This is a genomic window from Sphingomonas sp. SP4 (assembly GCF_058313375.1).
This window is the reverse complement of the sequence record NZ_JBZFLE010000001.1, coordinates 263,778-288,421: the sequence shown is the minus strand read 5'-3', so window position 1 is coordinate 288,421 and position 24,644 is coordinate 263,778. Positions and strand designations below refer to the sequence as shown.

Annotated in this window: 19 protein-coding genes and 1 tRNA gene; 9 read left to right on the top strand and 11 right to left on the bottom strand. The window is 62.1% G+C overall.

Annotated features, from left to right (window positions below):
* Complete coding sequence (locus AC4GYV_RS01495) at positions 1-1,623, top strand: sodium/sugar symporter (protein WP_491098899.1); 1,623 nt, start codon at positions 1-3, stop codon at positions 1,621-1,623.
* A gap of 1 nt (position 1,624) precedes the next feature.
* Here the strand turns inward: AC4GYV_RS01495 and AC4GYV_RS01490 are convergent, their stop codons facing one another.
* Genes AC4GYV_RS01490 through AC4GYV_RS01480 form a run of 3 tightly spaced genes read right to left on the bottom strand, consistent with a single transcriptional unit; the run spans position 1,625 to position 6,250 of the window.
* On the bottom strand, positions 1,625-2,737 hold the full coding sequence (locus AC4GYV_RS01490; protein WP_491098898.1) for a glycoside hydrolase family 53 protein: 1,113 nt from the start codon (positions 2,735-2,737) through the stop codon (positions 1,625-1,627).
* Complete coding sequence (gene galA, locus AC4GYV_RS01485) at positions 2,734-5,184, bottom strand: beta-galactosidase GalA (RefSeq protein ID WP_491098897.1); 2,451 nt, start codon at positions 5,182-5,184, stop codon at positions 2,734-2,736. The genes AC4GYV_RS01490 and galA overlap by 4 nt, the downstream gene beginning before the upstream one ends.
* Before the next feature lie 40 nt (positions 5,185-5,224).
* Positions 5,225-6,250, bottom strand: a complete 1,026-nt coding sequence (locus AC4GYV_RS01480) for a LacI family DNA-binding transcriptional regulator (protein WP_491098896.1) — start codon at positions 6,248-6,250, stop codon at positions 5,225-5,227.
* A 165-nt stretch (positions 6,251-6,415) separates the two neighbouring features.
* Here AC4GYV_RS01480 and AC4GYV_RS01475 point away from each other — a divergent pair, with 165 nt between their 5' ends.
* Genes AC4GYV_RS01475 through AC4GYV_RS01450 form a run of 6 tightly spaced genes read left to right on the top strand, consistent with a single transcriptional unit; the run spans position 6,416 to position 17,389 of the window.
* Positions 6,416-9,421 (top strand): TonB-dependent receptor, encoded by a 3,006-nt coding sequence (locus tag AC4GYV_RS01475; protein ID WP_491098895.1) that lies wholly within the window; start codon positions 6,416-6,418, stop codon positions 9,419-9,421.
* A gap of 59 nt (positions 9,422-9,480) precedes the next feature.
* Positions 9,481-11,001, top strand: coding sequence for a tryptophan halogenase family protein (locus tag AC4GYV_RS01470; RefSeq protein ID WP_491098894.1), 1,521 nt, complete (start codon positions 9,481-9,483; stop codon positions 10,999-11,001).
* Positions 11,001-12,788 carry an alpha-amylase family glycosyl hydrolase gene (locus AC4GYV_RS01465; protein ID WP_491098893.1) on the top strand — a complete coding sequence of 596 codons (1,788 nt, stop codon included), beginning with the start codon at positions 11,001-11,003 and terminating at the stop codon, positions 12,786-12,788. The genes AC4GYV_RS01470 and AC4GYV_RS01465 overlap by 1 nt, the downstream gene beginning before the upstream one ends.
* Entirely contained in the window at positions 12,778-14,382 is a 1,605-nt protein-coding gene (locus AC4GYV_RS01460; protein WP_491098892.1) for an alpha-glucosidase, read from the top strand. Before AC4GYV_RS01465 ends, AC4GYV_RS01460 begins: the two co-directional genes overlap by 11 nt.
* Positions 14,379-16,457, top strand: coding sequence for a glycoside hydrolase family 97 protein (locus AC4GYV_RS01455; protein ID WP_491098891.1), 2,079 nt, complete (start codon positions 14,379-14,381; stop codon positions 16,455-16,457). Before AC4GYV_RS01460 ends, AC4GYV_RS01455 begins: the two co-directional genes overlap by 4 nt.
* Entirely contained in the window at positions 16,454-17,389 is a 936-nt protein-coding gene (locus tag AC4GYV_RS01450) for an alpha/beta hydrolase (protein WP_491098890.1), read from the top strand. Before AC4GYV_RS01455 ends, AC4GYV_RS01450 begins: the two co-directional genes overlap by 4 nt.
* A gap of 23 nt (positions 17,390-17,412) precedes the next feature.
* On the opposite strand, the gene AC4GYV_RS01445 is transcribed toward AC4GYV_RS01450, so the two are convergent.
* From AC4GYV_RS01445 to AC4GYV_RS01415, 7 genes are all read right to left on the bottom strand, one after another.
* A tRNA-Glu gene (locus tag AC4GYV_RS01445) sits at positions 17,413-17,488 on the bottom strand.
* Positions 17,489-17,534: 46 nt separating this feature from the next.
* Entirely contained in the window at positions 17,535-19,073 is a 1,539-nt protein-coding gene (locus AC4GYV_RS01440; RefSeq protein WP_491098889.1) for a hypothetical protein, read from the bottom strand.
* 49 nt (positions 19,074-19,122) lie between these two features.
* Positions 19,123-19,317 carry a hypothetical protein gene (locus tag AC4GYV_RS01435; protein ID WP_491098888.1) on the bottom strand — a complete coding sequence of 65 codons (195 nt, stop codon included), beginning with the start codon at positions 19,315-19,317 and terminating at the stop codon, positions 19,123-19,125.
* Positions 19,318-19,354: 37 nt separating this feature from the next.
* On the bottom strand, positions 19,355-19,678 hold the full coding sequence (locus AC4GYV_RS01430; protein ID WP_491098887.1) for a hypothetical protein: 324 nt from the start codon (positions 19,676-19,678) through the stop codon (positions 19,355-19,357).
* Between the two features lie 17 nt (positions 19,679-19,695).
* Positions 19,696-20,445, bottom strand: a complete 750-nt coding sequence (locus tag AC4GYV_RS01425; RefSeq protein ID WP_491100357.1) for a MauE/DoxX family redox-associated membrane protein — start codon at positions 20,443-20,445, stop codon at positions 19,696-19,698.
* 76 nt (positions 20,446-20,521) lie between these two features.
* Entirely contained in the window at positions 20,522-20,848 is a 327-nt protein-coding gene (locus AC4GYV_RS01420) for a hypothetical protein (RefSeq protein ID WP_491098886.1), read from the bottom strand.
* Positions 20,849-20,866: 18 nt separating this feature from the next.
* Positions 20,867-21,364, bottom strand: coding sequence for a DNA-deoxyinosine glycosylase (locus AC4GYV_RS01415; protein WP_491098885.1), 498 nt, complete (start codon positions 21,362-21,364; stop codon positions 20,867-20,869).
* A gap of 25 nt (positions 21,365-21,389) precedes the next feature.
* Between AC4GYV_RS01415 and AC4GYV_RS01410 the strand changes: the two genes are divergently transcribed.
* Complete coding sequence (locus tag AC4GYV_RS01410; protein ID WP_491098884.1) at positions 21,390-22,559, top strand: glycosyltransferase family 4 protein; 1,170 nt, start codon at positions 21,390-21,392, stop codon at positions 22,557-22,559.
* Positions 22,560-22,562: 3 nt separating this feature from the next.
* Here AC4GYV_RS01410 and AC4GYV_RS01405 read toward each other — a convergent pair whose 3' ends face one another.
* Positions 22,563-23,195 carry a PadR family transcriptional regulator gene (locus AC4GYV_RS01405; RefSeq protein ID WP_491098883.1) on the bottom strand — a complete coding sequence of 211 codons (633 nt, stop codon included), beginning with the start codon at positions 23,193-23,195 and terminating at the stop codon, positions 22,563-22,565.
* Positions 23,196-23,294: 99 nt separating this feature from the next.
* Between AC4GYV_RS01405 and AC4GYV_RS01400 the strand changes: the two genes are divergently transcribed.
* On the top strand, positions 23,295-24,635 hold the full coding sequence (locus AC4GYV_RS01400; RefSeq protein WP_491098882.1) for a replication-associated recombination protein A: 1,341 nt from the start codon (positions 23,295-23,297) through the stop codon (positions 24,633-24,635).
* Positions 24,636-24,644 lie beyond the last annotated feature (9 nt).

The window sequence follows — 24,644 nt, the reverse complement described above, 5'->3', positions numbered from 1 at the left end:
ATGAGCCTTTCGACGATCGATATCATAGTCGTCATCGCCTACGCGATCGGCATCTTCAGCCTGGCGCAGTATGTGTCGCGGGAGAAGCCGGGGCACGACAAGGATACGTCGGACTACTTCCTCGCTTCCAAAAACCTGCCCTGGTGGGCGATCGGCGCATCGCTGATCGCGGCCAACATCTCGGCCGAGCAGATCGTGGGCATGTCAGGCTCCGGATATGCGATCGGCCTCGCCATTGCGTCCTACGAATGGATGGCCGCGGCGACTTTGCTGATCGTCGGCAAGTTCTTCCTGCCGATCTTCCTAAAGAACCACATCTACACCATGCCGCAGTTCCTGGAGCAACGGTTCGGGCCTTCGATCCGCACCGTGATGGCGATCTTCTGGCTCCTGCTTTACGTCTTCGTGAACCTGACCTCCATCATTTGGCTGGGCTCTCTCGCGGTTACGCAAGTCGCGGGCGTTAATCAGGATGTCGCGTTGATCGCGCTCGGCGCCTTCGCGCTGCTCTATCAGCTACGGGGCGGGCTCAAGGCCGTCGCTCTGACGGACATCGTTCAAGTGACGCTGCTCGTAATGGGGGGCTTGATCATCGCCTATCTGACTCTAACCAAGATTGGTGGGGACGCAGGCATCATCGCCGGGTTCACTGAGCTCACCCGCCGCGTTCCGGATCATTTTCAGATGATCCTCTCGCGGGACAACCCTCACTACAAAGAGCTGCCCGGCTTGGCCGTACTTATTGGTGGCATGTGGATCGCAAACATCAGCTACTGGGGTTTCAATCAGTACATCATTCAACGCGCGCTCGCTGCGAAGAGCTTGGACGAAGCTCAGCGCGGTGTGATCTTCGCCGGTTTTCTCAAACTTCTCATGCCGGTGATAATCGTGTTGCCCGGAATCGCCGCAGTCGTCTTAGCGCCAGACCTGCAGAAGCCGGATCAGGCCTATCCAACGATGATGGCAATGCTGCCCAGAGGGCTGCTTGGTCTTGTCTTCGCAGCTCTGATTGCTGCGATCATCGCGTCCACCGCCTCCAAGATCAATTCGATTGCCACGATCTTCACGCTCGACCTTTACGCGAAGTTTCGGGGCGAGCGGACGCGCGCAGAAGACGCGAAAGGGGAAAGCGTCAGCGAAGAGCGCCATCTTGTCCTCATCGGACGCATTGCAGCGGTCACAGCGATCATCATCGCCATCCTCACGGCGCGGCCGCTACTCGGAAACCTCGACCAAGCGTTTCAATACATCCAGGAATTCTCGGGCTTCGTAACACCCGGCATTACTGTCATCTTCTTGCTGGGGCTCTTCTGGAAGCGAGCGACAGAGGCCGGCGCACTCGTTGGCGCAATCGCGTCGGTGGTTATCAGCTTCATCTTCTGGTTGCCCGCTGATTGGGGTGGATCAGGCGCATTGAATGCGGTGCCCTTCATGAACCGGATGACCATCGTGTTTTTCATCTCGCTCGCGCTTGCGGTCGTGGTCTCGTTGGCTCGCCCTGCACCCGTGGAGAGCAATCGAATCACGATGGAAGGTGTGACATTCCGCACGAGCACCGGGTTCAACATCGGTGCTCTGATCATCATCGCGATCCTGGTGGCGCTCTACGCGACCTGGTGGTGATCTAGCGCCGGTACTTGTGTCGTAACCACTCGAACACGGGCAGCGCGTCGTGGTTCTTGTAGTCGAACCAGGTGGCGTTCTCCCAGTCTGAGCCTTTGCCCCAGCGCGTGCCGCAGCGAGTAGAGACCCAATAGGGCTCCCAATAAACGACGCCGATGCCGCCCGCGTCGACGGTAAGCTGGGTGAGGTCGATCATGAACTTGCGCTGGCCGTCGGCCGTAGCCGGACTGCCCGGAACGAGCGCGTCCTCGCCTAGCAGATTGGTCGCAGTGTCAGCGCCGGCGAGCGTGAACGGATAGCCGGTTTCGACCACGATGATGTCCTTGCCGTAGCGTTTCTTGGCTTCGGCGATGGTCTCTTTCAGCTGCTCGGGCGAGTATTTTGACCACTTCTTGTAATAGCTGATGCCGATCAGATCGTACCCCTTCACGCCAGCCTTCGTTGCTGCGTCGAACCACGGGAGGATGTTCTCAGGCTGGGCGACGTGCAGCATGATCCGAGGCGCGATCGAGCCGGTGCGTCCCGCCTCCTGCACCGCCAGGATCCCCGCGTTCAGCAGGCGAGCGTTGCGTTCCCAATTGATCGGTTGCCCCGGGATCTTGCCTCCAAGCAGCTCAGGATTGGTCTCGTTTCCGACCTGCACCATTTCCGGCATCGCGCGATCCGCATCGAGCTTGCGCAGCGTATCGAGCGTGTAATCGTGCAGCGCCTTGACCTGATCATCCGTGCTCAGCTTAGCCCAGGCAGCGGGCGCGATCTGCTTACCGCCGTCGGCCCAATCGTCCGAATAATGGAAATCAAGCAGGACCTGCAGCCCGGCGTTGTGTGCCCGGCGAATGGTCTTCAAAACGTCCGCATAGTCGCTGTACTTAGTCCAGGTCGCATTGTTGCAGATGCGCACGCGGACAATGTTGCCGCCTTCCTGCTTGAGCAGCTTGAACGGATCGATCTGCTTGCCGCGCAGGCGATAGACGGCACCGCAATCCTCCATCTCGTTCACGTACGAAAGGTCGCCACCGAGATAGAGACCGCCGCGCGGCGGCGGAACGGGTTGGCCTGCCTGAACGGAGGTCGCGATTGCAGCGAGCAAGGCGGGAAGAATGCGAAACTTCATAGGGCAACAATCCTTACGCGGGCTCCGACAAGTCCATCACTGGAAACTGAAACATCGACCGGCCCGCGGCCGACGCGGACGATGGCCTGGGCCAGTCCGTTGAACGCGTGGCGATCGCTGGCGACATCCGGCTCCACGCTGTTCGGGTTGCCGTTGCCAACGCCAATGACCTCGCCCTTGATGGCGGAAAAGCGCAGCAGATTGTCCGCAGTTGGGACCGGCCGTCCTCGTGAGTCCAGCACCTCGGCGTTGGCGATCACGATGTCGCCGGCTTTCGCCATTCGACGGTCGAGCCTGAGCCGGACGCTGTGCGCGGGGCCGCTCGTTTCCCGCACGTCGCGCGCGACCATTCGTCCGCGACTGTATCCGATCGCCTCCAGCTTCCCCGGCGCATAGGGCACGTTCCATTGAAGGTGCCGATTGCGTGTCATGGTCTTGCGGCCCAGAGAGCGGCCGTTCAGCCGAAGCTCGATCTCGTCGGAATTGCCGTGCGCCCAGACTTCGATCGGCTGGCCCTCCCTTCCGGCCCAGTTCCAATGGGGCAGCAGGTGCACCAACGGCTGATCGGGCCGCCACCACGCGCGATAGTAGAAGTAATTGTCCTTCGGGAAACCGCAGGTGTCGAGCACGCCGAACTGCGAGCTGATGCTCGGGAATGCCGCATAGGGCGTGGGCTCCCCCCGGTAGTCGAAGCCAGTCCAGATGAAGCCGCCGGCGATGAATGGGCGATCCGCGACGATCGTCCACCACTCCTCCGCGGTGGTCGCCCACCAGGGATGTTCGGTGTCGTAGGCTCGGACGATGTGTCGTGCAGGATCGTTCGCATATTCGCCGCGCGTCGCGACGGTGCTGCCGGTCTCCGAACCGTAGACCGGCTGCTCGCGGTGGCGCCCGTGATAGGCCTCGATCTGATTGGTGCGGTAATTGAAGCCGAGCACGTCGACGATGCGGCCGACGCCTTTGTCCCAACCTTGGTCCATCGCGAACGTTGTCGGACGCGTCGGATCCAGCCGCTTCACATGGCGCGCTAGCTCCGCGCTGATGCGCGCACCGCGTTCGGTCGCCTGATGCGGCTCCTCATTGCCAAGCGACCATAGGATCACGCTTGGATGATTGCGGTCCCGGCGGATCGTGCGCTCTAGCTGCGACAGCGATTCCTCGTCGGAGCTGTTGTAGCGCTGCTCGACGATCATCAGCATGCCCATCTCGTCGCAGGCATCGAGCAACGCGGTCGCCGGCGGATTGTGCGCGCTGCGCCAGGCGTTCGATCCCATCTCCTGCAACCGCGCCACGCGCCATCGATGCAGCGTGTCAGGAATGCCGGTACCGACGCCGGCATGGTCCTGGTGGTTGCAGGTGCCGAGCAGTTTCACGGGCCTGCCGTTGAGAAAGAAGCCGCGCTGCGCGTCGAAGCGAATGTCGCGGATGCCGAAGCGGGTTTCCGTCGTGTCGATCACTCGCCCATCACGCAGCAGATCGGAGCGGAGTGTATAAAGGTGAGGCGTTTCGATCGACCATAGCTCTGGCGCGTCGACGAATGTGGACTCGTTCGGCGCTGCGGCACCGCGGGGCTCCACATCCAACGTCGAGTCCTCACACTCCGCTACGAGCCGATTGCGTTGATCGAACACCTGCTGACGCAAGACGATCTGCGCCCGCTCGGAGCTGGAGTTCACGACCTCCGTCTCGACGAGCAATTTCGCGCGCCCGTTCTCGATCTCGCTGCGGACGAACGCACCCCATTGCCGGATGTGTACGGGGTCGGCGCGAACCAGATCGACATGCCGATAGATGCCGGCGCCTTCGTAGAACCAGCCCTCGCCGAGCGTCGCGTCGGCGCGGACGGTGATCACATTGGGGCCACCGTCGTAATCAAGGAAGTCGTCTATCTCGACGCGGAACGGTGCGTAGCCGCTCTCGTTGCGGCCGACGACATAGCCGTTCACGAACACGAGGCAGTCGCGGAACACGCCATCGAATTCGAGCCAGATGCGACGTCCCTGATCCGCCGCAGTCACCGCGATCGGCGTGCGGTACCAGCCGATGCTGTTCGCCGGATAGTCGCGGCCGATGGCTTTGAAGCCGTGCGACGCCATGGAGTCCGCGCGGTCCTTGGGCGGAGCTGATTTCGGATCGGCAAACGGCAGTGCGACAGCCCAGTCGTGCGGCACCTGCACGTCTTTCCACGCACTGTCGTCGAACTTCGGCATGGCCGCATCCGCGGCAACGCCAGCCTTGGCGAAGGTGCGTTGATCACGCCCGAACCCGAAATCCTTTTCGACATCCGCCGCATGGCCGAGGTGGAAGCGCCAATGCTTCAATCGCTCGCGCTGACGAGAATGGGCGGAAGGTTCCGATGCGGCCGAGGCTTGGATGCTCGTGTTGGCCAGGGTGAGTGCAACTGCACTGGCGCCGATCATTTCGCGGCGCGTGAATCCGTCGTTCATGCGTGGCCAACCTACGGGCGCGTTTTGCTTGCGCAAGCGGTCAGCGTGTGACGCTGGACTCCCTTATTGTAAGCCGCACCGGAAGAACGCGCCTGCTCGGGGAACCACCTTCGACCGAAGACAGGATCGCCTCGACCAGCGCTTCCGCTGCCTGTTTCGAGTCCTGGGTCACTGTGGTCAGCGGCGGGCTGGACAAGCTCGCTGCGGGGATGTCGTCGAAGCCGACGATGGCCACGTCTTGGGGAACACGACGTCCCATTGCTTGAAGCGCATGCATGACCCCAATCGCCGCCACGTCGCTCGACGCGAATACTGCATCGAACTCGGCCTGGCGGGCAACCAGCCGCTCGACGGCCAGGCGACCGGCAGCTTCGTCGGGTCCGGCATCGACCTGCAGCCGCTCATCGAGTTCGAGTCCTGCTGTCTTCAGTGCCCGGCAATAGCCCTTCCAGCGATCGAGGAATTCGGGATAGCCCGGGTCGACGGTGCCGACGAACGCGATCCGCTTGCGTCCCTCTCGGATGAGATGCGTGACCGCGTCGAAGCCGCCCTGCTCGTTGTCCGAGTAAACCGTGGCGCCAAGCTCCCCCTCACCCGCCGTGCCCCAACGAACGAAGTGAGTGCCGCGCCTGATCAGGGCTTCGAGCTTGGGCCGGTATTCGAGATAGTCTCCGTAACCGAGCAGAATGATCCCGTCGGCCTTTCGGCTGTCCTCATAGTCCACGTGCCAGTCGGACGAGAGCTGCTGGAAGGATATGAGCAGGTCGTAGCCCCGCGCCGCGCAGCACCGGACCATTGGGCCGATGAGCGACAGGTAGAAGGGGTTGATCACCGCCCCCTCCTTCGCCTCCTCGAAGAACAACAGCGCCAGCGTTTGAGACTGCCTGCGCCGGAGGCCCGAAGCGTTCTTGTCGACCTTATATTGGAGCTGTTCCGCAGCAGCCATGACTCGGGCTCGGGTCTCCTCGCTCACGGATGGGCTACCGCTCAGGGCGCGCGAGACCGTGGGCTGTGAAACCCCCGCAAGCGCTGCAATGTCAAACGAGGTCGGCCGCCTCTGTGTCATCCCGGCAACGCTACCATTCTGAATACGTATGTATAGCTGTTCCAGTACGTTTCGCTTCCGGAAGTGTGTGTCTATCCCCCGACTCGGGAGAGGGGGTTTTTCTGTAGGCCCCTGACGTTGAGTGCACCCGGCGCGCGGGAGTTCGCCGGTTTGAGGGGAACAGGAATGATCAGCATATCTACGCGTTCGCGCTTCGTGGCGGCGGCTAGCCCGCTGGCGGTTGCGATGGCACTTTCGGCAACACCGGCATGGGGCCAGGAAACTCCGGCGATTACCGGGGCGGCCAGCGCCGCGACCGCGCAGCCGGCGTCCACGGACAACACCGCCTCACCGACGGCGAAGGATGACAATCAGGGCATCGTCATCACCGGCTTCCGTGCGGCTCTGCAAAATTCCATCAACAAGAAGAAGAGAGCCGACCAGATCGTTGAATCGGTGAGCGCCGAGGATATCGGCAAGCTCCCGGACGCCTCGATCGCCGAGTCTCTTGCACGCCTTCCGGGCCTGACGTCGCAGACGCTGAACGGCCGTTCGGAGTATATCTCGATCCGCGGCTTCGGCCCCGACTTCTCGACGACGCTGCTCAACGGTCGCGAGCAGACCTCCACGGGCGACAATCGTGCGGTGGAGTACGATCAGTATCCGTCGGAAATCATCAACCAGGTGAACGTCTACAAGACGCCGCTCGCCTCCGTCGTTGGGCAGGGCATCGCCGGAACGGTCGACCTCAGGACGATCCGTCCTCTGGAATATGGCAAGAGGGTAATCTCGGTCGGCGCTCGCGCAGTCTACCCGGAGATCGGCAAGCTCAACCCGGACGCGAAGAAATACGGGTACCGGCTTAATGCGGTTTACGTCGACCAGTTTGCCGATGGCAGAGCGGGCATCTCGCTCGCCGGTGCATGGGCTGACGAGCCGTACGAGTCGAGGGAGTTCAACTCCTGGGGTTACGCCGATGCCGGCAATGGCAACGTCGTCATTGGTGGTGCGAAGCCCTACAACAGGTCGACCGAACTTAAGCGCCTGGGCCTGACGGGCACCGTCCAGTTCAAGCCGACCGAGACGATCGTGACGACCGTCGATGGCTTCTATTCCAACTTTAAGGATTCCCAGATTGCACGCGGCATCGAGATCCCGCTGCAGTGGGCCGGTTGCGACACGACCGGAAATAACTGCACAACGCTCGCCTCGCAGGGCGGCGTGCAGGACGGCGTCGTGACATCAGGAACGTTCAACAACGTCTATCCGGTGGTCCGCAACGTAGCGCAGCCGCGGAATGCGAAGCTGTACGCATTCGGATGGAACACGCGTTACGAGGGCCCGAATGGTTGGCACGGTTTCTTCGATCTCAGCTATTCGAAGACGAAGCGTAACGAGTTGATCTTCGAGACTTATGCCGGCACCGGCTATGTTTTCAGCGGCGATTACGACACGTTCGGGTTCGACACGAACCACCACGGAACGACCTTTACCCACACGATCGACTTTTCCGATCCGGACCAGATCGTGATCACCGATCCCCGCAATTGGGGCGGCCCGGGCTATTACAACAACCGAATCGTCAACGATCGCATCTGGCAGTACCAGGGACAGGTCGCGAAGGACCTGGACAGCAGCTTCCTGTCCAACGTCGTAGTCGGCGCGAACTGGACGAACCACCACAAGTCGCTGACGCCGGATGAATCCTTCGTTCGGTTCGCAGACGGCAGCCAGGCCGGCGAACTTCGAGTGCCGGATCAGTATCTGCTGGATCCTGTCAACCTGAACTGGCTCGGCCTCGGCCCCAGCCTGGCGTACGACCCGAACCAGCTGCTCCACGCCGGCATCTACAGCCTGGTTCCAAACACGGCGCTCGACGTCGCCGTGAAGCAGTATCAGATCCAGGAAAATCTCGGCACGCTCTACGGCGTCCTCAACATCCGCTCGCAGGTCGGATCGGCCGAACTGACCGGCAACGTGGGCGTCCAGGCCGTTCATACGGATCAGAGCAGCAGCGGCTTCTTTGCCAATACCGGCAACAATACGCTCGTGCCGGTCAAGAATGGCGCGAAGTATTGGGACGTGATGCCGCAGATGAACCTCTCGTTCCGCTTCCCGTCGGACTGGGTGATCCGCGTAGGCCTCGCCCGCGAAGTGATGCGTCCGCGCATCGACGACTTGCGCCAGGCGTTCCGCTATGGTGTCGCAGTCCACTCGGGCCCCAACGGCGAGAACCTGAATCAGATTGAAGGCGATGCCGGTAACCCCGAGCTGAGGCCGTTCCGCGCCAACGCGGCCGACCTCAGCTTCGAGAAATATTGGGGAAGCAAGGGCTACATTTCGGCCCAGTTCTTCTACAAATATTTCGACACGTTCGTGGTCGACCAGAACCTCCTGGGCGACACGTTCGACTTCTCGGCATTCCCGGTTCCAACGAACTTCCAGACGACGAATCCGAATCCGGGTCCGGGGGAACTTCCCTACCTTCCGCCCGCAGGCATCACGAACGGCATTCTCAAGCAGCCGTACAACGTAAGCGGCGGCAAGATGTACGGTGTGGAACTCGGTGCGACCGTTCCGTTCGGAGAGCTCGTCTCCGCGCTCGACGGCTTTGGCCTGACCGGCGGTGTCGCGTACACGAAGTCGCGGATCCACCCGTACGTCGGGGGTCCCACGACCGATCTGCCGGGCTATTCGAAGTGGGTCGCCAACGGCACCCTCTACTTCGAAAAGTGGGGCTTCAGCGCTCGCGGTAACGTCCGCTATCGCTCCGGCTATGTCGGTGAGGTTTCGGGCTTCGGCGCGAACCGCACGCTGCGCCATGCGGAAGCAGCGACCATTATCGACGCGCAGGTCGGCTATGAATTCCAGGAGAACTCGAAGCTCTACGGCCTTGCCTTCTTCCTGCAGGGCCAGAACCTGACGAACGAGCCGTTCGTGACCAACGACGGCAGCGGCAGCAACCTGCGCATCATCGATTATCAAACCTACGGTACGCGTTGGCTGCTCGGCGCTTCGTACAAGTTCGGACTGTCCAGGCCGACGCCTCCGGCTCCTCCGGCGGCCGTGCCGCCACCGCCGCCGCCCGCGACGCAAACCTGCGCAGACGGAACGGTGATCGAGGCGACGGCGACCTGCCCGCCAGCACCGCCGCCTCCGCCTCCGCCTGCGGCGCCAGAACGCGGTCTTTGATCTGAGCGGCCCCGGCGGCACTTCGGTGCCGCCGGGTGCTTGCGCTATGGAAGCTTGAGATGAGCGACATGAAGCAGCGGAGCATTGTCGTCGTTGGTGGCGGCACTGCGGGATGGATGACCGCAGCTGCGCTGTCGCGTTTCTGCCTGCCCGGCATGTCAGTTACCCTGGTCGAGTCCGACGAGATCGGAACCGTCGGCGTCGGCGAGGCCACCATCCCGTCGATCGCTCAATTCAATCAGTCGCTCGGTATCGAAGAGCCCGAATTCCTGGCGGCGACCGGCGGAACTTATAAGCTAGGCATCGCCTTCGACGGCTGGGGCAAGCCTGACGAAGCCTATGTTCATGCTTTCGGCCTTGTCGGAAGCGCCCTTGGGGTAGTTCCCTTTCACCATTATTGGCTGCGCGGCCGAAAGCTCGGGATCTCCAAGCAACTCGGCCATTACATCCTTCACACGATCGCCGTCGCTGGGAACCGCTTCGCGCACGTGCAGCGTCCCCCGGGCAGCGTCGCTCCGCCCCTGCCCTACGCCTATCATTTCGACGCCAGCCTCTATGCCAAGTTCCTGCGCGGCTTCGCTGAAAAGCGCGGCGTCGTTCGGCAGGAGGGCAAGATCGTCGCCGTCGAGCGCGACGCTCAAAATGGCGATGTCGCAGCGGTCCTTCTTGCGAATGGCACCCGTGTGGCTGGCGACCTGTTCGTCGACTGCTCCGGCTTCCGCGGACTGCTGATCGAGCAGGAACTCGAAGCCGGGTTTGAGGACTGGTCGGAATGGCTGCAGTGCGACCGCGCCGTCGCCGTGCCCTGCGCGCGGGTCGAGCCGCTCATCCCACTGACTCGCGTGATTGCTCGCACTGCTGGCTGGCAATGGCGCATCCCGCTTCAGCACCGGATCGGCAACGGACACGTTTTTTCCTCTCGCCGGATGAGTGAGGACGAAGCGACACAGATCCTTCTCTCTAATGTCGATGGTGAGCTCAAAGGCGAGCCGCGCACCATCCGCTTCACGCCGGGTATTCGACGCAAGTCCTGGATCCGCAACGTCGTCGCCATCGGCCTGTCGTCCGGATTCATCGAGCCGCTGGAATCGACCAGCATCCACGTCATTCAGACCGCGATCACGCGCTTGATCGAGCTGCTGCCCGCCGGCGAAATCAGCCAGGCGACACGAAACGATTTCAACGACCGCGCCCGCTTCGAGATGGAGCGCATTCGCGACTTCATCATCTTCCACTATCACTACAATCAGCGCGAGGGTGAGCCCTTCTGGGACGATCTTCGCAGCATGAAAGTGCCCGAGCTACTGCAGCATAAGATCGATTTGTTCGGCTCTACCGGCCGCGTGACGTCGAGCTTCGACGAGCTGTTCGACGCACGTGCATGGATCCAGGTGATGATCGGGCAGAACCTCATTCCTGAGACGTACCATCCGATCGCTGACCTGCTGCCCGAGTCGCGCCTGCGCGAGTTCCTCGACGGGCTCGAAAAAGCGCACATTGCGGAAGTGTCGCGATGGCCGGAGCACGGCGCTTTCGTCAGTAAATTTGCACCCGTAAACCGCGAGCTGGTCCCCGCCTGATGTCCATCGTAACTGCGTTAGCGCTGCTCTCCGCAGCATCCTCCTCCCCCGCCTATCGCAACCGCCTCCCGCAAGACGAAGTGATCTACTTCGTTATGCCTGACCGGTTCGAGAACGCCGATCCTTCGAACGATCGGGGGGGAGTTTCCGGCGATCGCCTGCAGACCGGTTACGATCCGACGGCGACCGGCTTCTTCCACGGCGGCGATCTGAAAGGGCTGACGAAGCAACTCGGATATATCCAAGGTTTGGGCGCCACCGCGGTCTGGCTGACGCCGGTGTTCGTCAACAAGGCCGTGCAAGGTCCGCCCGGCCAAGAGAGCGCCGGCTACCACGGATACTGGATCACGGACTTCACGCGCGTCGATCCGCACCTGGGCACCGACGCAGACTTCAAGACCTTCGTCGACGCGGCGCATGCGCGCGGCATGAAGGTCTACATGGACATCATCGTGAACCACACGGCGGACGTCATCCAGTACGCCGAGTGCAAGAACGGTCTCGACTGTCCGTACCGCAGCATCGCTGACTATCCCTACCAGCGGCGCGGCGGCGTCAAAGGAGCGCCGATCAATCCAGGCTTCGTGGGGGAGCGTGACGGAAGCGCCGCGAATTTCGCGAAATTGAAGGACCCGAACTACGCTTATACGGTCCAGGTCCCCGCAGCCGAGAAGAACATCAAAGTTCCGGCCTGGCTCAACGATCCGATCTACTACCACAACCGCGGCAACAGCACGTTCCGCGGCGAATCCAGCACGATGGGGGACTTCTCGAGCCTGGACGACGTGTTCACCGAGAATCCGCGCGTCATTCGTGGAATGATCGAGATCTACGGCGCCTGGATCGACAAATATGGCGTCGATGGATTCCGGATCGATACTGCCCAGCATGTGAACGCGGAATTCTGGCAGCAATTTGTGCCTGCCATGCTTGCACGCGCAAAGGCTCGCGGCATCCCGAATTTCCACATCTTCGGCGAAGTCGCGACATCGGAGATGGACCCCGCACACACTGCGGTGAACACGCGCGTGGATAAGCTTCCGGCGGTCCTCGACTTCTCGTTCGGGCGAGCGGTCATCGATGTTGCGTCGGGTGCTGCGGGCACCGACGAGCTGGCAAAGCTTTTCCGAGCCGATCCGCTGTACGAAGGCGGTGCCCCGGCCGCGCTGCAGCTGCCGACCTTCCTCGGCAATCACGACGCCGGCCGCTTCCCGATGTTGATGCAGATGTTCGCGCCGAAGCTGCCGAAGAACGAGTTGCTTCAGCGCGACATGCTCGGCCATGCGATGCTGCTGACGCTGCGCGGCGTCCCGACGATCTATTATGGCGACGAGCAAGGCTTCGTCGGCAAGGGAGGCGACCAGGCCGCACGGCAGGACATGTTCCCGTCGCAGGTCAAAAGTTACAACGAAGATCCGCTGTTGGGGACGAAGTCCACGACGGCCAGGTCTAACTTCAACGCCGACCATCCGATTTATCGTGAGATCGCCCATCTGGCGCGCATCCGCACGTCGCACCCCGCACTGACGCGCGGGCTCCAGATTATCCGTTATTCGCAGGACAAGCCTGGCCTGTTCGCTGTGTCGCGCTTCGACCCGTCGAGCGGACGCGAGATGCTGCTGCTGTTCAACACGTCGAGTGCGCCGGTGCGCCAGCAGGTTCGCGTCGAGACGCGCTCGCAGAATTTCGAGACGCTTGCCGGAACGTGCGCCGCGAGGGCTGACGCACCGGGTAGCGTGGTCGCCGACCTTCCGGCTCTCGGTTACGCAGTCTGCTATGCTCGCTGAGGAGTCTGCGACCGCATCTCTATCCGGGTCCGACGTGCCTTGGTGGAAAGGCGCGGTCGTCTACCAAATCTATCCGCGCAGCTTCGCGGACTCGAACGGAGACGGCGTCGGAGATCTCAAGGGCATCACCCAGAAGCTCGACTATGTCGCCGAACTAGGCGTCGATGCGATCTGGCTGTCGCCCTTCTTCACCTCGCCGATGCGCGATTTCGGTTACGACGTTGCCGATTATTGCGACGTCGATTCAGTATTCGGTGACCTTGCCGACTTCGATGCGCTCGTGGAACGCGCGCATTCGCTGAACCTCAAGGTCATCATCGACCAGGTATATTCGCATACGTCGGACCAGCATGCCTGGTTTCAGGAGAGCCGCACGGACTGCAGCAATCCGAAAGCCGATTGGTACGTGTGGGCGGATGCGAAGCCCGATGGCTCACCGCCCAACAATTGGCAGTCGGTGTTCGGTGGCCCCGCCTGGCAGTGGGACGCGCGACGCGGCCAATATTATCTGCACAACTTCCTGGTCGAGCAGCCAGACCTCAACGTCCACAATCCGGAGGTCCAGGATGCGTTGCTGAGCGCCGCGCGCTTCTGGCTTGACCGCGGTGTCGACGGCTTCCGCATCGACGCGATCAATTTTGCGATGCACGACCCCGAGCTTCGCGACAATCCGCCGGCAGCACCGGGCGGCAAGCGCACGCGCTCGTTCGATTTTCAGGCGCACATCTACAACCAGTCGCACCCGGACATCGTGAAGTTCCTGGAACGTCTTCGGCAGTTGACCGACGAGCGCGAGGGCCGCTTCACCGTCGCGGAAGTCGGCGGCGACGACCCGCTGCCTGAGATGAAGGCGTTCACCGCCGCTGGCCGACTTAACAGCGCCTACAGCTTCGACTTCCTTTATGCGGAGAAGCTCACGCCTGCGCTCGTCGCACGAGTGTCCAAAGACTGGCCGGAAGATTCAGGCTGGCCGACCTGGGCATTCGAAAACCACGACGCGCCGCGCGCTCTTTCGCGCTGGGTCGGCGATGAGCATCGTGAGGCTTTCGCCCGGATGAAGATGCTGCTCCTCTCCAGCCTCAGGGGATCGATCACGATCTGGCAGGGCGAAGAGCTTGGCCTGCCGCAAGTCGACGTGCCCTTCGAACGCCTGCAGGATCCAGAAGCGATTTCGAACTGGCCGCTGACGTTGAGCCGCGACGGTGCGCGCACGCCGATGCCGTGGACGCAGCATGCAAAGAACCTCGGCTTCTCCGAGGCCGAGCCATGGTTGCCCGTTGGCGAGGATCACGTGGAGCTAGCAGTCGACAGGCAGCAAGCTTCCAACGATTCGATGCTGCATTTCAGCCGCAAGGCCCTGCGCTTCCGGCGCCAGCATGCGGCGCTTCGACATGGCGCGATGCGAATGATCGAAGCCGGCGAGCAGAAGCTGGTGTTCGAGCGCAGCGATCGGGCCGAGCGCCTTTTGTGCACTTTCAACTTGTCTGATCGCCCGGTCCCGTTCAGCGCATCCGGGAAGGCCGTCATCAGCACTGGCCGGATCGATGGTGCGGAGCTGGGTCCGTACGCCGCAGTGATTGAGGAGATTCCATGACCCTGTTTCGTGTGCTGGCTGCACTGGTTCTGTGCTTGGTCGTCGTTCCCGCAGCGGCTCAGGATGTGGCGCAAGCGCCCAAGGGCTCGACGATCGTCGCGTCGGCTTCGTCACCGTCGGGCAATATCCACGTCGACCTCACGCTGAACGGCGAAGGCCGCATCGGATATATCGTCACGCGCCTCGGCAAGCCGGTGATCAACGAAAGCCGCTTGGGTTTCTTGCTGACCGATGCTCCTGAGATCCTGCGCGACTTCCTGGTCACGTCGAAGGCGACACGGAGCTTCGATCAGACCTGGGAGGAACCCTGGGGCGAATATCGCAACATTCGCGATCATCACAACGAGCTGACGGTCAACTTCCAGGAGAAGGACAAGCTCAAGCGCCAGATGACGGTCGTCTTCCGCATCTTCGATGATGGTGTGGGCTTCCGTTACGAGCTGCCGAAGGGGCCCAACTTCACCCACGCGAACATCGCGGACGAGCTGACCGAGTTCAACGTCGCCGAAACCGGCACCGCATGGTGGGACGACGCGCAGGAGTGGAACCGCGAGGAATATCTCTACCGCACCACGCCGGTCGAGCAGATCGGCTTCGCCCAGACGCCGCTAACGATCCGCACCGCGAGCGGCCTTCACTTGTCTTTCCACGAAGCTGCGCTGGTCGACTATTCCGGCATGGACCTGCGCCGTGTTGCGAATCGCACGCTGAAGGCGACGTTGATGCCTTCATCGACGGGCCCGAAGGTCAGCCGCGATCTTCCGTTCGCAACTCCGTGGCGCGTGATCATGATCGCGCCCGATGCGCCGGCCCTCTACAAGTCGGCACAGATCATCCTGAACCTCAACGAGCCGAACAAGATTGGCGACGTCAGCTGGTTCAAGCCGATGAAGTACGTGGGCATCTGGTGGGAAATGCACCTCGACAAATCGACCTGGAATTCCGGGCCGAAGCATGGGGCCACCACCGCGAACACAAAGCGCTACATCGATTTCGCAGCGAAGAACGGGTTCGGCGGCGTCCTCGTCGAAGGATGGAACAAGGGCTGGGACAAGGACGGCGACCATGACTGGTTCGGCTGGGGCTGGGATTTCAGTTTCACCGAGCCCTACCCCGACTTCAACATCGCCGAGGTCGTCCGCTACGGAAAGTCGAAGGGTGTCGAGCTGATCGGCCACCACGAGACGGCCGGCAACATCGCCAACTACGAAAAGCAACTCATCCCCGCGCTGGACTTCTACCAGAAGCTCGGAATTCACGCGGTGAAGACCGGCTACGTGTCGGATGCGGGTGGGATCCAGGCGCTCGGCGCCGACGGCAAAATCCATTACGAATGGCACCAGGGCCAAGTGATGGTGAACCACCACCTGAAGGTCGTGGAAGAAGCCGCCAAGCGGCAGATTGCGGTCAACCCGCATGAACCGGTGAAGGACACGGGGCTACGCCGCACGTATCCGAACTGGATCAGCCGGGAAGGCCAGCGCGGCATGGAGTATAACGCCTGGGGCGACCCCAAGAATCCGCCGGAGCATGAGGCGAACCTGGTGTTCACGCGCATGCTGTCAGGTCCGATGGACTTCACGCCCGGCATCCTCAGTCTGACGGGCAAGGGCAACACCCAGATCCTGTCGACGATGGCGAAGCAGCTGGCGCTTTACGTCGTCCTCTATTCGCCGATCGAAATGGCGGCGGACCTGCCGGAGAATTACCTCGCGAACCCGAAGCCGTTCCAGTTCATCAAGGATGTCGCGGTCGATTGGGACGACACCCGCATGCTGGCTGGCGAAGTCGGCGACTTAGTTGTGATTGCGCGGAAGCAGCGTGGGTCCACCAACTGGTTCCTCGGCGCCGTCGGCGATGAGCAGGAGCGTCACTTCGACGTTCCGCTGAGCTTCCTCGAGCCGGGCCGGAAGTATCGCGCGGAGATCTACCGCGACGGCGACGCGGCCGATTACCGCACCAACCCACGGTCGATCGTGATTGAGCAGAAGGTCGTCACGTCTGCCGACCGCATGGCCATGCGCATTGCGCCGGGCGGCGGCGCAGCGGTCCGCTTCGTCCAGCTCGGCAAATGATCCGCCGCATATTGATTGCGCTGCTGGTGCTGTTCGCGGCGCCGGCAGCGGGGGAAGCTCTGAAGCCGGTGCATGTAAGCGCGGGCACGATCGTCGATCTCGGAGTGCTCCAATCCAAGTACACCGACCCGCGCCGCGTCGTTGTGTGGTTGCCGAGCGGCTACAAGGCGACCGGACAAAAGTACGCCGTGCTTTACATGCACGACGGCCAGAATCTGTTCGACAAGGGTACGTCCGGCTACGGCATGGAGTGGGAGATCGACGAGCATCTCGACGCCCTGATTCGCGAAAAGAAGGCGCGCCCGACCATCGTCGTCGGCATCTGGAACACGCCGAAGCGGCTGCAGGAATATGTGCCTTCGAAGGCGTTCAACGGACTGCCGGCCTCGTATCGGGACAAGGTGCGCGCGCTTTACGGCGGCGGCCCGCTGTCGGACGGCTACCTCCAGTTCATCGTCCGTGAGCTGAAGCCGATGATCGACCACCGCTTCAACGTGAAGACCGATCGGGCGAACACGGCGATCATGGGATCGTCGATGGGCGCTTTGATCTCGCTCTACGCGATCGACGAATATCCGAACGTGTTTGGCGCGGCGGGTATGATGTCGACGCACTGGCCTTTGTTCATGACGCCCGATGGCAAGTCGGTGAACGACGTGGAATATGAAGTGGTGTCGTCAGCGTTCGAGCGTTACCTGGCGCCGGCTTTGCCCTCGCCCAAGACACACCGGCTCTATTTCGATCACGGCAGCGAGACGCTCGACGCGGTCTATGCGCGCTACCAGCAGCGGGTCGACGCCGTAGTGGCCAAGCGCGGATACAAGCAAGGCGTGAACTGGTTCACCCGCAATTATCCGGGCCAGAAGCATAACGAGATCAGCTGGGCCTCCCGGGTCGACGTTCCGCTACAGTTCCTGCTTCCGCCGAACTAAGCGGGCGCTGCCATCCTGCGCGCTGGTGACCCCTACGGGACTCGAACCCGTGTTTTCGCCGTGAGAGGGCGACGTCCTAGACCGCTAGACGAAGGGGCCATGCTGTCGAAGCGAGGGCGCCATATGTGGGCTGATCGCCCGCTAGTCAATCAGCCAGCTTGAGCCGGACGAAGGCCATCGCGCCGAGGGGATGATTGCCGCCGTAGAGCGGCGCCAAGCTATCGGGCACGAAGTTGAGCGCGACCTGCCCTCCCGCCCCGAGCAAAAGGCTCTTCGCGACGCGAAAGTCTCTTATGGCCCCTAGCGACGCCTTGCCGACCCGGAATGCCGGACCGTGCTCATGGAGGTCGAGAAGCTCCCGGTTCTCGGTCATTTCCGCTCGACCGTAGACCGTCCAGAGGCTGTGCTTCAGCGAAGCCTCGGCGACATAAGCATTGTCACTGTGCCCGTCGGCAGTCTTGCGGCCCCACGCCATCGCGCCGGCGAACTTCCAGCTGGGGACGAGCTCTCGGGCATAAAGCAGGCTCGCAGACCAGCGCTTCTGGTCCACGCCCGGCTCGAGCTGCTCTGGATCGACAAAATGGCCCCAGCTACCCTGCAGCGCGAGCTCGGGTGTGGGATTCCACGAAAGCCGCACAGCGGTCGAATCCAATGGGCCAGTCTCGATGTTCCAGCGATGCTGGTCCGGCTCCCGGGCGTTGAAGCGGCTCGCCTCGATCTTCACCCGATCAAGGACGAGGCCAGCGGTCACCACGCCGAAGCTGATATGCGTCGAATCCAGCCAGTGGTGGCTGATCGGCGCTTCTGGCGAATCGAGGATCGCCTCACGATGCATGAAGGCGGGAGGCCCGAACGCCGGCTCGCCGGGCAAGCCGCCGTATAGGAAGATGCTGCTCTTGTTCCCGATGTCCTGCGACACCGAGGTCGCCAGCTCCATGAAGAAATCGTGCGGATGCTGGCGGTCGATCAGACGGTCTTGGCCGTTCGCCGTTTCTCCGCTCGCAAGCAGCAGCGGATAGCCGCTCGGACCCATTAGGGGATCCGGACTCAGCGAGGCGCGGAACTGCAGCGTGCCGTTGCCGAGCGGACGCCGGGCCATTCCCATCAGCATGCCGCTGACGAACGTCTTGTCGTCGCCGCGGGGGCTCGCCTGGTGATCGAAAACGAGGTCGACGATGCCGTGTGCCATCAAGGTCCAGTCGCCGCTCATGCCCATGACGCCGATGTCTGTGGACGTGTCCGGCTGCCACGCAGTGCCCGAGGCTTCGCGGGCCATCGGATAGGCGCCGAGCGCGCCTGTCATCGACATTTCGTGCGAGGCCTGTCCATGCGCCAATTCGGGCATCGACGGGTGTGTCGAGGAATGGTCCATTTGCGAATGGTCCATGGGCATCGTCTTCGGCGCTCGTGCCTGCTGAGTGTGATTCATCGCGCCCGCGTGCTCCGGCATGGACATGCCTGGCATGGACTCAGTCTTCGGCTCGGCTGCAGGTGGCGAAGATTCAGCCTTCACGGCCTTCTTCCTGGGTACGGGCGCGTTGTTTTTCTTGGTTGCCGGCTTCTTCTTGGACTGCTCCGGCATTGGCATCGTCATGCCGGGCATGTGCTGCGCGTCGGCAGGCGCGGGAACGGTAGCCAGCGCAAGCGCACTGGCTGCTACAAACAAGGGGGCTCTCAAGGTCATTCTCCGAAGGTGAGGCGCCGCCGCTTGGACGGCGCCTCGAACTCAATACTCAGCGGGTCTCGGGACCCTTGTGCTCGGCGTGGCCTTCATGTTCCTTGGCCATGTCCTTGCAGCAGTCGCAGCACTTCATTTGGTCGTGGGACCCCTGGCCCATGGCCATGTGCTGCTCATGAGGAGCCGCGTTCGGTGCCGCTTGGGCAGCCGGAGCGGCGGCGGCGAGCGCCGCAGTCATCAAAATCATCATGATCATTCTCCTGAAAATCGAAATTGAGGTTCGATTTTCAGGCAAGCTTCGGAGGTGGCGTCGCAGTTTCAGGATGGAGTCCGGGAAGACGCTGTGGAGCGACAGTGACCACCTGATCGCTCGTCACAAGAAGTGCGTCTCCGGGAACCGGCGTGGCTGCCGGCAAAGCACCAGCGCAGGCCATGGTGCACTCCGCGATGCCGCCCTTCATGTCGCTGGAATGCCCCTCATCGGAGCAATGGCCCATCGGCATTTCGGCACCCGCAGGGTGATGCGGAGGGCCGCTTGCCGCTGCCGCCATACCGAAGGGCATGAACAGCACCGCGATCGCGAGAACGAGCTTGGCGATTACAGTCCGCACGGGCGCGCCATACAAGGTCACATCCATGCCATCCAGATAGCCATGGCGATCATCATGAGATTTTCGGTCAGTGAGATGAAACCCAGCGGCACATTGCTCGATCCGCCGACACAGGCGCATTTTAGCTCGCGTTTGTCGATGTACACGGCCTTGAAGACCGAGATTGCGCCGACCGTGCCGATGAAGAAAGCGAGCGGGACAGACAGCCAGTTGAGCGCCCCGGCTATCATCAGGACGCCAGCGAGGCCTTCCGCATAAGGGTAGATGTAGCTGTACGGCACCCACCGTCTCGCAAGCAGATCGTAATTCAGGAACATTGCGGAGAAGGTCTCGACGTTCTGCAGCTTGAGCAGCGACAACACGACCATCGAGAAGGCGATGAACCATTGGGCGGCTCGCGCCGTGAACAGCTGGCCGTCGACCGCATAGCTCATGGCGAGCGCCGTCAGTGCGGTCATTGCGAACAAGACGATTACAGGCCGATAGCTCGTTGCCTTGGGATCCGCCACGGACTTGCCCAAGTAGCGTCGGAGGTCATCGTAACCGCCGATCCGCTGACCGCCGATAAACACCTGCGGCGTCGTGGCGACGCCGTGCTGTGCCTTGAACGCGTCGGTTTCGGCACGGGTCGAGAGATAATGGTCTTCGAACTCGAACCCTGAGCGCTGAAGCAAGTCCTTTGCCTTCAAGCCCCAGGGGCAGACATGATCGGGCATCACCATTCGATACAGAATGGCCTTCTTCTCCCGTGTTGGATGGCTCGACATGTCCGACATTTCACGACTCCTGGTGAACTGGTCGGCTCTTTATGTAGGGTCCGTACCATAGTACGGGGTCAAGGGCTCAATCGTCCCTCTCGCGCTCGCTGAGGTAACGCATCAGCTCGGCCAGCGTGGATTCCATCTGGTCCTGCATCTGGCTGACGAGTTCATTCTCCCGCATGCCGACATGGTCGAGCGGTTTGGAATAGCTGTCGGAGAAAGCCTGCAGGTCCGATCGGTCGAACACGCCTTTCGCGACCAGCTTGGCGAGGATCACGAGGAGGCCATTGGTGTTGGCGATCGTGCCCGCAACCAGCGCTTCATCAACCATCGACAGGCGCTTGTCGCTGTCGCTTTCGTCTTCGTCGGCGGGAATCATCACCATCATCATGGCGGCGTCACTACGCACTAGGCAAGCGAAAGGGTCCTACTGTTCGAGGAATTCACGGACCTGGGACCACGCTTCCGCCTTCTCGGCGAAGGGTCGAGTGTTGGCCGCGCTCGATGACGGAAGGTCGATCAGCGCGACGTGCGAGGGCGGCTGGGCGATCAGCTTCCGCCCGATACCCGCCGCCGTGCTTCCGTTGAAAGCTATGGCGCGCAGGTCGGGGAAATCCCGAAGCAGGTGCTCGATCTGGTTGTGCTGGGCAGATCGGATCGACTGGTCAAGGCTGCCTGAGCGGGCCGCTGACGCGATCACGTCCCAGAGGCCGATCTTTCGTTCCGCCAGGCGCTGAAGCCGAAGATCATATTCGCGGGACTGCAATTCCTCGCCGATGGCCCCCCCAAGCAGCCGCCAGAACTGATTGGTCGGGTGGGCATAATAGCGCTGCGCCGCCAGCGAAGCGTCGCCTGGCAGACTCCCGAGGATGAAGAGCCGGGCATCAGGTTTTGCGATGGGCGGCAATCCCGCTTTGACGCTCAAGAATAAACCCCTACAGCCCGGCCCCGTGCAATCGTCCGACCTTCGCGTCGCCCTGTTTTCGGGCAACTACAATTATGTTCGGGACGGCGCCAACCAGGCGCTGAACCGCCTTGTCGAATATCTGCTCCGCCAGGGCGTGCAGGTGCGCGTCTATTCGCCGACGGTCGAAGAGCCCGCCTTCCCACCGACGGGTGACTTGGTCGATGTTCCGGCGATCCCCATTCCAGGCCGGTCGGAATATCGCCTGCCGGTCGCCGTGCCGGCCCGCGTGCGTAAGGACCTGAAGCAGTTCAACCCGAATGTCGTGCACGTCTCCAGCCCCGATCTCGTCGGACATCGTGCCGTAAGCTGGGCCCGCCGACACCGGATTGCCGCCGTCGCGTCCGTGCACACGCGCTTCGATACCTACCTTGCTTACTATCACTTGCAGGCGCTGGAGCCGCTCGCGCGCGGAATCATGCGACGCTTCTATCATCGCTGCGAGGTCGTACTCGCTCCGGCGGAATCGACTGCGATGATCCTCCGCGCGCAGCGGATGAACCGCGACATCGCGATCTGGGCGCGCGGGATCGATCGCGAGCAGTTCAATCCGGAACGGCGGGACATGGAATGGCGCCGCTCAGTCGGGATTGCCGATAATGAGATGGTGATCGCTTTCCTCGGCCGCGTGGTGATGGAGAAAGGCCTCGACGTCTTCGCCGACGCTATCCACGCCTTTGCGAACTTCGGACTAAAGCATCGCGTGTTGGTCATTGGCGAGGGCCCGGCTCGACCCTGGTTCGAAGAGCAATTGCCGCAGGGAATCTTCCTTGGCGAGCAGACCGGAAACGATCTGTCGCGTGCGCTCGCGAGCGCCGATGTATTCCTCAACCCCTCACTTACGGAAGCGTTCGGCAACGTGACACTCGAAGCGATGGCCTGCGGGCTTCCCGTTCTTGCTGCGGAGGCGACGGGGGCGACCAATCTAGTTCGCAACGGCATCACCGGCACATTGGTCGACGGGACCGATCCCGACGAATTTGCGGAGGCTCTAGCCGCTTATGTGAGCGACCCGGAGCTTCGGCGGCGTCACGGCGCGGCGGGCCTGGAGCAGGCCAAGACGATGGACTGGGATACGATCAACTCGGCCGTGATCCGCGCCTACAAGCACGCGATCGTCAAACGACAGCGTCTGGCGCGGATCACGGGCCGATAGGCTTTACTTCGTACGCTCGATCTTCTGCGCCGCTTCGTCGAGGATCGCCGCGATCTCATGCAGCAATTCGTCGTTGAGACCATCGTTTCCAACGCGATGGCGAAGCGCCGTCATTAGGTTCTTCACGGCACGGCCGATGGCCGGACCGGCCGTCGGCTCTTCGCCGGGAGCCAGGTCCTTAAGGCGAGCGAAAAGCTCCTCGACTTCTTCTTCATTCTCTTCGAGATGCGCGCGGCCCGCATCCGTGACCTGGAACGGCTTGCGCGGGCCTTCGCCGGCCGCCTCGTCGATCAGGCCCATGTCCTGCAGCAGTGTGAGCGTGGGATAGACCACGCCGGGGCTCGGTGCATATTCGCCCCCCGTCAGATCCTCGACTGCGCGAATGAGGTCGTAACCATGCCGCGGCTGATCGGCGATCAGCTTGAGCAGTACCAGCCGAAGTTCGCCGCTTTCAAACATGCGACGGCTACGTCGCCGTCCGCGCCCGCGGCCGCCCCAATCGGGACCATCCACATCGAAGCTGAATGGGCCCCAGCTTCCGTGCCAATGACGTCCGCCGCGCATCGCGAGCAGACCTTGGGGAACGCTTATTTCAATACTGCCGCGAGGACCGCAGCGGTGACGATCGTGAGTCATCGTCTTGCCTCCTTTCGATGTGTCTAAGATATATCTTAGCTACATCTGAAGCAAGCCTGCACGTGCAATTTCGCTTCTGCACCTTATTCTAGGTCAACAATGCCCGACCTGTTCGCCGACCAGGAACTCCCGACCAAGCCCCCCGAGGCGCCAGCAGCCAATGCGCCGCTGGCGGATCGGCTGCGTCCGCAATCGCTCGACGAAGTCGTGGGTCAGGAGCATTTGACCAGTCCCGAGGGCGCGATCGGTCGCATGGTCGCTGCGGGCAAGTTGGCTTCGATGATCCTTTGGGGCCCCCCGGGTACCGGAAAAACGAGCATCGCCCGTCTCCTCGCCGACGCCGTCGGCCTTCGCTTTGTCGCGATCTCTGCCGTCTTCTCCGGCGTCGCCGACCTCAAGAAGCTGTTCGCCGAAGCGCGCACCGCTGCGAATGCGGGACAGCAGACCTTGCTCTTCGTCGACGAGATCCACCGCTTCAATCGCGCGCAGCAGGATGGCTTCCTGCCCTACGTTGAGGACGGCACGGTTACTCTCGTCGGGGCAACGACCGAGAACCCAAGCTTCGAGCTGAACGCGGCGCTTCTCTCGCGCTGCCAGATTCTGATCCTGCGTCGCCTGGATCATGCTGCGTTGGAGGAGTTGATCCGGCGAGCTGAAGCGATCGTCGAGCGACCCCTGCCGCTCACGCAAGAAGCTCGAGACGCGCTGATCGCGAGTGCTGACGGCGACGGCCGCTTCCTGCTCAATCAGGTCGAGACCCTGTTTTCGATCGAGATCGATCAGCCGCTCGGTCCAGCCGAGTTGAGCGACCTGCTCCACCGCCGCGTCCCCGTCTACGACAAGGACCGGGAGGGTCATTACAACCTCATCTCCGCGCTGCACAAAAGCATCCGGGGCTCCGATCCACAGGCGGCGCTTTACTATCTCGCGCGCATGCTCGTGGCGGGTGAAGAGCCGCTCTACGTCCTTCGACGTCTCACGCGCGCGGCCGTCGAAGACATCGGCATGGCCGACCCGAATGCGCTTCTCCAATGTCTCGCGGCGAAGGAAATGTACGACTTCCTGGGCTCGCCCGAAGGCGAGATCGGCATCGCGCAGGCCTGCCTATATCTCGCGACCGCGCCTAAATCGAACGCCACCTACACCGCACAGAAGAAGGCGTGGCGGAGCGCACAGGAGACCGGCTCGCTCATGCCGCCGATGCACATCCTCAATGCACCGACGAAGCTGATGAAGAATGTCGGATACGGCAAAGGCTATGCGTACGACCACGACGCCGATGAGGGTTTTTCCGGTCAGGACTATTGGCCCGAAGGCATGGACCGCCAAAGCTTCTATGAGCCGACCGACCGCGGTTTCGAGGCTCGCGTCAGAGAGCGATTGGAATATTGGGAGCAGCGGCGCAAAGAGCTGCAACAATCGAGCGGCGACAGGGGTTAGAAGCCGCGA